The following is a 6,998-nucleotide window of genomic DNA, read 5'->3' as shown; positions in this document are numbered from 1 at the left end:
GTAGATGAATTGCATTTAGCCGATAGCTTAAAAACTTTGGAAAGTCTTCAACCGGGATCTAAAGTCAGCGGGTATAAAGATTTTCGGAGAATTTTGGATCGAAAGGATATTGACGCCATAACCTGCGCTACTCCGGATCATTGGCACAGCCAAATTGCCTCCCTCGCCTTCCAGGCAGGGAAAGATGTCTATGGCGAAAAACCACTTTCATACGACGTAAAAGAAGGACAATTATTACTTAAAAACCAACAGAAATACAACCGTATTTTTCAATTGGGAACGCAGATTCATGCCACAGATAATTACCACAGAGTAGTTGAATTGATCCAGGCCGGGGCCATTGGAAAAGTCCATACCGTAAGGCTTTGGAAAACTGGTGGACCTCCGGATTTGACCGAGACTGTAATAAAACCTATTCCCAAAACCCTGGATTGGGATATGTGGCTGGGTCCAGCGCCCTATGTAGATTATATTCCTGCAAAATGCCATTTTACCTATAGGTACTTTATGGATTATTCCGGTGGTGTATTTGCCGATTTCTGGTGCCATATTGCAGATGTGGTCTACTGGGCTATTCGGCCAAAAGGTCTGAAGAGTATCTCAGCCAGAGGAGAAGAAGCAGATGGGATAGCTAATACCCCCAAATGGATAGACGTGGACTATGAATTTCGGGATTTGAAACTATTCTGGACTTCCACCCCACCCGATGTTCCCGGTGCAGCAGAAAGAGGCATTGGTGCTTATTTTGAAGGCGAAAAGGGCACACTTATTTGTGATTATGAAACAAAGGAAATTACAATCAATGGGGAAACAGTTACCGATATTCCTGAAATCCCAAAAACCCTGCAGCGCTCTCCCGGTCACCAGCAGAATTTTGTGGATGCCGTAAAATCCCGCAACCCTTCGGAGTCTAACCTGGCCTATGCCCGGGAGATGACGCTTCCCATGCATTTGGGATTAATATCCTGGCAACTGAACAGAAAACTGGAATGGAATGCTATAAAAGAAAAATTTATTGGGGATAAGGAAGCTAATGCACTGCTCTCCAGAAAGCCCAGGAAAAAATGGGATTTAGCGTAACAAAAAACCCAACAATGAAAAACCTTTTGAGATAAAATAATTATGAAATCTGAAAAACTACCAGAATTACCTTTTGACGAATGGACAGAAACCAGAATAACCGTTCATTTACTGCTCCAAATATTGGGTAAGACAAGATTGAAATCAACCACCAGAAAAAACCATTGGTGGTATATTACACTATATGTTACCCCAAGAGGCTTTGGGACCTATAGCATCCCCATAAATGACGGGTTGGACAGCTTTGAAATGGAGTTTAATATAAAAAGAAAGGCGGTCATCATCTCCCAAAGTTCAGCGGAGGAAATTGTGTTATCCCTTGCAGATAATCCTACCATTGCAGATTTTTACACACGGTTTATGACCGAAATAAATGGCATTGGTGTATTTCCAAAATTTACTGACAGACCATTTGATGTAAACATCGATAAAAGCTTCAACGAGATTACAGAGTACCACCATTATGATTGGAAGTATATAAACACCTTCTGGAAACTCATGTTATGGAATAGCAACGTTTTTAAAGAATTTAGCGGTCGTTTTTACGGAAAAACCTGTCCCGTTCACATCTACTGGCATCACCTCGATTTAGTGGTAACCCGATTCTCCGGGAAAAAGCTTCCTTCAATGGATAAATCTGCGAGAATTTTAGAAAAAGAAACCTATTCCCATGAACAAATTAGCTTTGGGTTTTGGGTGGGCGACACAAATGTACCGGAACCAATGTATTACTCCTATACCTACCCTTCCCCTGATGGGATAGATAAAGAAGCCCTTCAACCGAAAGGGGCGTTCTGGCAGGATAGCAATGGTAGTCCTATGGCCCTTTTGCGATATGAAGATGTTAAGAATTCAACGAACCCGCGAAAAGCCGTACTAGATTTTCTGGAAAGCACCTACCAGGCAGGGGCAAAAAAGGCAAAATGGAATATCGATGAACTCACTGTTCCTGATTTGGATCAACTTTAAACAGAGAACAATATATTGTTATCACTGGTAGCAGGGGTATGATGGGTAATCCATCTAAGGTTGCTTATGTTGCTTTTACTCTGGAATAAGAGAATTAAAATTCTTAAAAACCACTATGAATCGAAGGAAATTTATAAAGAATACGGCAGCCTATGGAGCCGTACTCTCCGTACCCTTTCCCTATTCGAATACACTTTTTGCAGCCAATCTTTCTTCGGATCTGACAGAATTCAGCGCTTCTGACCTTTCGGTCATAATAAGGACAAAAAAGGCAAGTTGTCTTGAGGTAATGCAGGCCTACCTGAACCGTATCCATCGCTACAATCCCGTATATAATGCCATTGTCAGTATGGTTGATGACGATGATTTGTTAAGTCAGGCACAACAGGCGGATCAGGCCTTAGCCAGAAATGAATATTGGGGATGGATGCACGGCATGCCTCATGCAGTAAAGGATTTGGCTCCGGTGGCGGGATTGCCCTACACAAGTGGATCGCCCATGTTTGCCAAGCGCATAGCTGAAGAAGACAGTGATTTTGTAGCCAAAATTCGCGGACAGGGTGCTATCTTTATTGGTAAGACAAATACTCCGGAATTTGGCTTGGGCTCCCAATGCTACAATCCTGTATTCGGGACCACGGGAAGTGCTTGTAATCCTGCTCTAACCTCCGGCGGAAGCAGTGGTGGTGCAGCATGCGGTCTGGGAACTCACATGCTTCCCGTTGCCGATGGTGGTGATATGATGGGTTCACTTAGAAATCCTGGAGCGTACAACAATGTGATAGGTTTCAGACCAAGCACAAATGTTGTAATGGATGAAGGAGATGCCAAGAACAGGCTTCTTTGGACCTCCGGACCTATGGGGCGAAATACCCGTGATACTATTAAATTATTGCAGACGATCGCCCTTAACCCCGATTTTGATGACTTAAATCCTTTGAGTCTTGATAAAATAAAAATTGGCTGGCTGGGCAATCTCAAAAATTATTTGGCGATGGAGCCAGGAATACTCGAATTATGTGAAGTTAGCCTGGCAGATCTAGCCAAAGCCGGGGCTAAGGTGGAATCTATGCATCCCAATTTTAATATGTCAGATTTATGGCAAAGCTGGACCACGTTGCGTCATTATAGACGCTTAAATATGCTAAACTACTATGAAGATCCCGCCACCAGAAATATGCTAAAGCCAGAGTTAATCTGGGAAATTGAACAAGGCCTTAGTTTTGACGATAAAGATGTGGAGAGGGCAAATATAATTCGCACCAATTGGTACGCCGAATTAGACAGGATGTTTGGTGAATATGACTTCCTGGTCTTACCTACCGCACAAGTGTTCCCGTTTCCAAAAGAAATCTACTGGCCCAAACAAATAAATGGCCGGGAGATGGATACTTATCATCGTTGGATGGAAGTTGTCATATTGGGCAGCCTGGGTGGCATTCCGGTAGTTAATGTACCTGTCGGATTCGATGCACAAGGCAGGCCAATGGGTATGCAGGTCATGGGTAAATTTGAAGATGATAAAAAGGTATTGGAGTTAGCATTGGCTTATGAACAGATCACTAATCATTTAGGCAAAAGACCGGAATTAATTGCAGTTGATGATTAGAATTTTATTGTTATTAACATCCACCTATCCAAAATTCAGTGGTTTACATTATGAAGAAATTCTTTAAAAAATTAGTCTTGTAGATAACAACTAAATAATCTTTCCCCTGGGTGTATAGGATTACGTATCTTAGAGCCAGAAACCGCTTTAAGTTCCTGCAGTGTTTATTAGGTTGTTCGGACAATTAACAACAATGAGAAAACGATATTAAATCTTCAAATTAAATAAAGTTTAATTAAAATAAAATAATATGAATTTCAATTTAGCCGTGCTAATAGACGGTGATAATATACCATCGGCACGTATAAAAGAGATGATGGAAGAAATAGCTAAATACGGCAACCCAACGATAAAAAGGATTTATGGTGACTGGACCAGACCTCATTTGTCAAAATGGAAAAACCTGTTACTTGAAAATGCAATAACTCCAATTCAGCAATATGGATATACTACTGGAAAGAATGCTACGGATTCAGCGATGATAATTGATGCAATGGATATTTTGTATTCAGAAAAAGTACATGGTTTCTGTCTGGTATCCAGTGATAGTGATTTTACCCGCCTAGCCACTCGTCTAAGGGAAGCTGGAATGCAAGTAATAGGAATTGGAGAAAAAAAGACGCCAAATCCGTTTATTGTTGCATGTGACAAATTTATATATATTGAAATTCTGAAAGACCAATCTAAAGAGGCAGAATCTGAAAATGAAAAAACTGAAACTAAAGATAGTGTCGATAAAATAACTTTTAAAGAAATCAAATTAATTGCCACAACAATTAACGATACTTCAGACGACGATGGATGGGCATTTTTAGGGGATGTTGGCAGTTTGTTGCAAAAGAAACAACCAAATTTTGATCCCAGGAACTACGGTTTTCAGAAATTGACTCCATTAATTAAGTCTCTTGGTAAATTTGAGATCGAGCAAAGAGAAAACCCAAAAAGTAAACATAAATTAATATTTGTTAAAAATAAAAAAAGGCCATAAAACATCTTATTTGAGTTACTCCTGTAATTGACCGGAAACATGAAGGTAACCGGGGGGGTTCCCATGGGAAAGTGGAAGTTGATTTCTAAAGCAAGTAAAAAAAATCTTATCTCTGGGATAAAACCGCTGAGTTGGAATTAAAAAATTGGGAACTCTTTGATATGGAAAAAGACCGGACAGAAATACATGATATGGCAGCTGCTAATCCAGAATTGGTAAAACAGATGGCAGCTATGTGGCTAAAATGGGGAAAACGAACTGGAATTATCCCCAGACCCAAAAAAAGATAATTCGTTGGACTAAAAGTGCACAATAAATTTAGGACTGCCCCCTTCGCATTAAAAAAGCAATTTTACGTATCCCGAATTCCGTATCATATTCTTTGACCTTTCTAAAATTAAAACCATAATACAAATCTTTGGCAGGTTCATTGGCCAGGCCGGTTTCTACTGTAAAGGTATTGGTAGTATAGGACTCCAGTACAAATTGTAACAGGGCGCTTCCTATTCCCTGCCTGAAAAATCTGGGGTGTACTACCAGACTTTGAATATGGGTGTTGCTTTCTTCTACTTTTACTTCAACCACCCCGGCTAGATCCTCTGCCAGATAGTAACCGTAAAACGTGTTGCGGCTTTCCAAATATTCCTCTAATGCTCTTTTAAGGGGTGGAAAGTCGGTTGCATTTAAGAGTTTGGCTTCAATGGCGTAGGAAGCCTGAAAAACGGAGCGGATAGATTGGGCTACTTGCTGGTCTTTATGATCTAGGGTTTGGATCATTTAGGGAATTTAATGGGATACACTATCATTTTAGCCTTATTAAAACTACAACAGATTAGAATCTTCCTCCTTATTCCCGTTTGTGTATTAAAAACAGGGAAGCCGCTAGGTTTTTTTAAATAGTCAGTGACCGCAAAAATGACCATGGCCAACAAAATAGTACGTCGTAATAATATTTTTAGCTCATCTAAAGTGTTAAATTTGAGCTATTTAGCAGCTTCTTTTCTTCGATCTTGTGAAAAATAAGCAGCCGGGATACCCCCATGCCAAAAATCATAAATACCAATGATATCACAAAGGCATCAAAAGCCTCAAGGAGATATATTCCAGGATGATACTGCTCATTGGTTAAAAATACATAATATATCTTATACTCAAAAAGTGCTACCCTGGTTTTTCAGGTGCTGTCAAACGCCTTTTATTAGCGGTCTTCATATCGGCATATCTGGGGTCCTGGATTATTTCCTGCTTTTGCATCTTTATGGTCTCTATACTTAAAAAGCCAAATTCACTTACCACCCTGCCGTAGAACCTATAAATTCCTCTGCCCCTAAAATAGTATTTGGCAGCCACCGGGGGAAAAAGAACCGTATCAAAGACCTCCCCGTGCTGGTCTACACAGGTGGCAAAATGCATGCGCTTGCCCGTATGTGTATTCGTATTCTTAACGGTGACCAGGTAACCATAAATATCTATATTCCTGTTTAAATACTGCTCCAGATCTCTACTGCCATTTTTATTTTTAGGGGGTTCTTTTAACAGGTGAAAAGGAGAACACAGACAAAACCCCAGCAATTCCAATTGGGTAAAGGCCATCTCCAGGTCTGTGGTATGCAGGCGTGGGATCTTAAATTTCTGGTGGGTGGGTGGGAACAATTTGGGGTGGTCTACTATAGTGCCTTTCGAAAGAAACAAATGGGCCTCCCACAAGAGTTTGTGCTTATTAATTTTTGTAAACCGGAATGCGTTTATACGGATAAGGATACTCAGCTGCTCTATGGAAATAGGTACCCGGTCTAAAAAATCTTCCAGTGAAGTAAAAACCCCATGCAGCTGCCGCTCTTTTAAAATACGCTCCATCACCCGGCTCTCCAGTTCTTTTAAATACATATAGCCCAGATAAATGTCTGTGCTATAAATACAGTTTACCGCAAAACTCTTGTTAATACAGGGTGCATGTATAGTAGCCCCCATCATCCGGGCTTCGTGCACATAAAACTCAGAACGGTAAAAGCCGCCCCCATTGTTAAGCACCGCCACCAGATATTCCAGAGGGTAATAGGCCCTTAAAAACAGGGTCTGATAACTCTCCACGGCATAGGAGGCAGAGTGCCCCTTAGCAAAAGCATAACCGGCAAAACTGGCTACCTGGTGCCAGATCTCGGAGATCAGCCCTTCTTCATAACCTTTTTTGCGGCAGTTGTCCATAAACTTGTCCTGCACCTTCTGGAACTCTTCCCGGGAACGGAATTTTCCGCTCATCCCTCTTCGTAGCACATCGGCCTCCCCAAGGGTAAGTCCGGCAAAATAATGCGCCACTTTTATTACGTCTTCCTGGTAAACCATAATACCATA

The 6,998-nt window shown here is 41.1% G+C and carries 6 protein-coding genes and 1 pseudogene; 5 read left to right on the top strand and 2 right to left on the bottom strand.

Translation table 11 applies throughout. The features are described from left to right. From WBN20_RS07835 to WBN20_RS07815, 5 genes are all read left to right on the top strand, one after another. Positions 1 to 1,080 (top strand): Gfo/Idh/MocA family protein (locus WBN20_RS07835; RefSeq protein WP_424281286.1); only part of this gene is annotated, 1,080 nt, incomplete at its 5' end. Between the two features lie 42 nt (positions 1,081 to 1,122). Continuing rightward, a complete protein-coding gene (locus tag WBN20_RS07830) occupies positions 1,123 to 2,049 on the top strand; it encodes a DUF5996 family protein (RefSeq protein ID WP_424281285.1) in 927 nt (308 codons plus the stop codon). A 115-nt stretch (positions 2,050 to 2,164) separates the two neighbouring features. Then, entirely contained in the window at positions 2,165 to 3,658 is a 1,494-nt protein-coding gene (locus WBN20_RS07825) for an amidase (protein WP_424272955.1), read from the top strand. A 250-nt stretch (positions 3,659 to 3,908) separates the two neighbouring features. Then, positions 3,909 to 4,646: an NYN domain-containing protein gene (locus WBN20_RS07820; protein WP_424272954.1), complete on the top strand. Its 738-nt coding sequence runs from the start codon at positions 3,909 to 3,911 to the stop codon at positions 4,644 to 4,646. A 131-nt stretch (positions 4,647 to 4,777) separates the two neighbouring features. Further along, on the top strand, positions 4,778 to 4,936 hold the full coding sequence (locus WBN20_RS07815) for a hypothetical protein (RefSeq protein ID WP_424281284.1): 159 nt from the start codon (positions 4,778 to 4,780) through the stop codon (positions 4,934 to 4,936). 28 nt (positions 4,937 to 4,964) lie between these two features. On the opposite strand, the gene WBN20_RS07810 is transcribed toward WBN20_RS07815, so the two are convergent. Both WBN20_RS07810 and WBN20_RS07805 read right to left on the bottom strand, forming a co-directional pair. Next, on the bottom strand, positions 4,965 to 5,423 hold the full coding sequence (locus WBN20_RS07810) for a GNAT family N-acetyltransferase (RefSeq protein WP_424281283.1): 459 nt from the start codon (positions 5,421 to 5,423) through the stop codon (positions 4,965 to 4,967). Between the two features lie 384 nt (positions 5,424 to 5,807). Next, positions 5,808 to 6,998: pseudogene (locus WBN20_RS07805) on the bottom strand (DNA polymerase III subunit alpha); the annotation flags it as partial.

This window comes from Eudoraea sp., assembly GCF_049665975.1.
Taxonomy (GTDB): domain Bacteria; phylum Bacteroidota; class Bacteroidia; order Flavobacteriales; family Flavobacteriaceae; genus Eudoraea.
The sequence above is the reverse complement of the archived record's forward strand: the minus strand, read 5'-3'. Positions and strand labels throughout refer to the sequence as shown.

Bases quoted from the DNA above. Each gene is read 5' to 3' on its own strand.
- WBN20_RS07830 (WP_424281285.1), top strand. From the start codon at position 1,123: ATGAAATCTGAAAAACTACCAGAATTACCTTTTGACGAATGGACAGAA.
- WBN20_RS07825 (WP_424272955.1), top strand. From the start codon at position 2,165: ATGAATCGAAGGAAATTTATAAAGAATACGGCAGCCTATGGAGCCGTA.
- WBN20_RS07820 (WP_424272954.1), top strand. From the start codon at position 3,909: ATGAATTTCAATTTAGCCGTGCTAATAGACGGTGATAATATACCATCG.
- WBN20_RS07810 (WP_424281283.1), bottom strand. From the start codon at position 5,423: ATGATCCAAACCCTAGATCATAAAGACCAGCAAGTAGCCCAATCTATC.